Raw genomic sequence first — 1,690 nt, forward strand, 5'->3', positions numbered from 1 at the left:
ATAAAAAAATGGCTCCGAAGGCAGGACTCGAACCTGCGACAACCTGATTAACAGTCAGGTGCTACTACCAACTGAGCTACTTCGGAATAATGGTGGGCCTAAATGGACTCGAACCATCGACCTCACGCTTATCAGGCGTGCGCTCTAACCAGCTGAGCTATAGGCCCATTGGAGCGGGTGATGGGAATCGAACCCACGACATCAGCTTGGAAGGCTGAGGTTTTACCATTAAACTACACCCGCGTATATGGTGGGTCAGGACGGAATCGAACCGCCGACACTTAGAGCTTCAATCTAATGCTCTACCAACTGAGCTACTGACCCATATACTTTTACTGAACCTATTTTAAAATGGCGGTCCCGACCGGGATCGAACCGGCGATCTCCTGCGTGACAGGCAGGCATGTTAACCGCTACACCACGGGACCATTTGGTTGCGGGGGCTGGATTTGAACCAACGACCTTCGGGTTATGAGCCCGACGAGCTACCACTGCTCCACCCCGCGATAATATGTTTATTCACTTCGAGTTTTTTGTACACCATTTACTAAAATTAAAACTGGAGGAGGTAGAGGGATTCGAACCCCCGCGCGGTGTTACCCGCCTGTCGGTTTTCAAGACCGATCCCTTCAGCCAGACTTGGGTATACCTCCGTTACTATTATATAAATGGTGGACCTTGCAGGACTCGAACCTGCGACCGGACGGTTATGAGCCGTCTGCTCTAACCAACTGAGCTAAAGGTCCTTTAAGATGGCGGCAGAGGGGATCGAACCCCCGACCTTACGGGTATGAACCGTACGCTCTAGCCAGCTGAGCTACGCCGCCAGGATCTTTATACTGGTTATAAATTATGGTGGAGCCTAGCGGGATCGAACCGCTGACCTCCTGCGTGCAAGGCAGGCGCTCTCCCAGCTGAGCTAAGGCCCCATAAATTACAAGTTTTTTGGAAATGGTCGGGAAGACAGGATTCGAACCTGCGACCCCTTGGTCCCAAACCAAGTGCTCTACCAAGCTGAGCTACTTCCCGTTCATTTATTGGCGCGCCCGGCAGGAGTCGAACCCACAACCTTCTGATCCGTAGTCAGACGCTCTATCCAATTGAGCTACGGGCGCTTGATAAAAATGGTGCCGAGGGCCGGAATCGAACCGGCACGGTAGTCACCTACCGCAGGATTTTAAGTCCTGTGCGTCTGCCAGTTCCGCCACCCCGGCACATTGGAGCGGAAGACGAGGTTCGAACTCGCGACCCCCACCTTGGCAAGGTGGTGTTCTACCACTGAACTACTTCCGCATGTGCATAAGATTATTTATCCTGGCAATTATCAAATTCAAATAAAATGGTGCGGGTGAAGGGAGTCGAACCCCCACGCCTCGCGGCGCTAGATCCTAAGTCTAGTGCGTCTGCCAATTCCGCCACACCCGCATCTTATTGTTGGTAATTAAAAATGGTGAGCCATGAAGGACTCGAACCTTCGACCCTCTGATTAAAAGTCAGATGCTCTACCAACTGAGCTAATGGCTCAAAAAAATGGTGCCGGCTATAGGAATCGAACCCACGACCTACTGATTACAAGTCAGTTGCTCTACCTGCTGAGCTAAACCGGCAATATGGTGGAGGATGACGGGCTCGAACCGCCGACCCTCTGCTTGTAAGGCAGATGCTCTCCCAGCTGAGCTAATCCTCCTGG

General features: G+C 52.1%; 18 tRNA genes. All 18 read right to left on the reverse strand.

The annotated features are described in order from the left end of the window. Positions 1 to 9: 9 nt before the first annotated feature. The 18 genes from C9J37_RS27505 to C9J37_RS27590 all read right to left on the reverse strand — a co-directional run bounded on the left by C9J37_RS27505 (position 10) and on the right by C9J37_RS27590 (position 1,687). Positions 10 to 86 (reverse strand) — tRNA-Asn (locus tag C9J37_RS27505). 4 nt (positions 87 to 90) lie between these two features. Then, positions 91 to 167, reverse strand: a tRNA-Ile gene (locus C9J37_RS27510). A gap of 2 nt (positions 168 to 169) precedes the next feature. Continuing rightward, a tRNA-Gly gene (locus C9J37_RS27515) sits at positions 170 to 243 on the reverse strand. A 5-nt stretch (positions 244 to 248) separates the two neighbouring features. Further along, positions 249 to 324, reverse strand: a tRNA-Phe gene (locus tag C9J37_RS27520). Positions 325 to 352: 28 nt separating this feature from the next. Next, positions 353 to 428: transfer RNA gene (locus C9J37_RS27525), tRNA-Asp, on the reverse strand. Positions 429 to 431: 3 nt separating this feature from the next. Beyond that, a tRNA-Met gene (locus tag C9J37_RS27530) sits at positions 432 to 506 on the reverse strand. A 54-nt stretch (positions 507 to 560) separates the two neighbouring features. Then, positions 561 to 653 (reverse strand) — tRNA-Ser (locus tag C9J37_RS27535). 16 nt (positions 654 to 669) lie between these two features. Further along, positions 670 to 746: transfer RNA gene (locus C9J37_RS27540), tRNA-Ile, on the reverse strand. A 7-nt stretch (positions 747 to 753) separates the two neighbouring features. After that, positions 754 to 827, reverse strand: a tRNA-Met gene (locus tag C9J37_RS27545). 26 nt (positions 828 to 853) lie between these two features. Next, positions 854 to 929, reverse strand: a tRNA-Ala gene (locus C9J37_RS27550). Positions 930 to 952: 23 nt separating this feature from the next. Then, positions 953 to 1,029: transfer RNA gene (locus C9J37_RS27555), tRNA-Pro, on the reverse strand. Positions 1,030 to 1,038: 9 nt separating this feature from the next. After that, positions 1,039 to 1,115 (reverse strand) — tRNA-Arg (locus C9J37_RS27560). 10 nt (positions 1,116 to 1,125) lie between these two features. Next, a tRNA-Leu gene (locus tag C9J37_RS27565) sits at positions 1,126 to 1,214 on the reverse strand. A 4-nt stretch (positions 1,215 to 1,218) separates the two neighbouring features. After that, positions 1,219 to 1,293 (reverse strand) — tRNA-Gly (locus C9J37_RS27570). A gap of 47 nt (positions 1,294 to 1,340) precedes the next feature. Next, positions 1,341 to 1,425, reverse strand: a tRNA-Leu gene (locus C9J37_RS27575). 23 nt (positions 1,426 to 1,448) lie between these two features. After that, a tRNA-Lys gene (locus tag C9J37_RS27580) sits at positions 1,449 to 1,524 on the reverse strand. 7 nt (positions 1,525 to 1,531) lie between these two features. Beyond that, positions 1,532 to 1,607: transfer RNA gene (locus C9J37_RS27585), tRNA-Thr, on the reverse strand. Between the two features lie 4 nt (positions 1,608 to 1,611). Next, positions 1,612 to 1,687: transfer RNA gene (locus C9J37_RS27590), tRNA-Val, on the reverse strand. Between the last annotated feature and the right edge of the window lie 3 nt (positions 1,688 to 1,690).

It is taken from the genome of Lysinibacillus mangiferihumi (genome assembly GCF_003049665.1).
GTDB classification, from domain to species: Bacteria; Bacillota; Bacilli; order Bacillales_A; family Planococcaceae; genus Lysinibacillus; species Lysinibacillus mangiferihumi.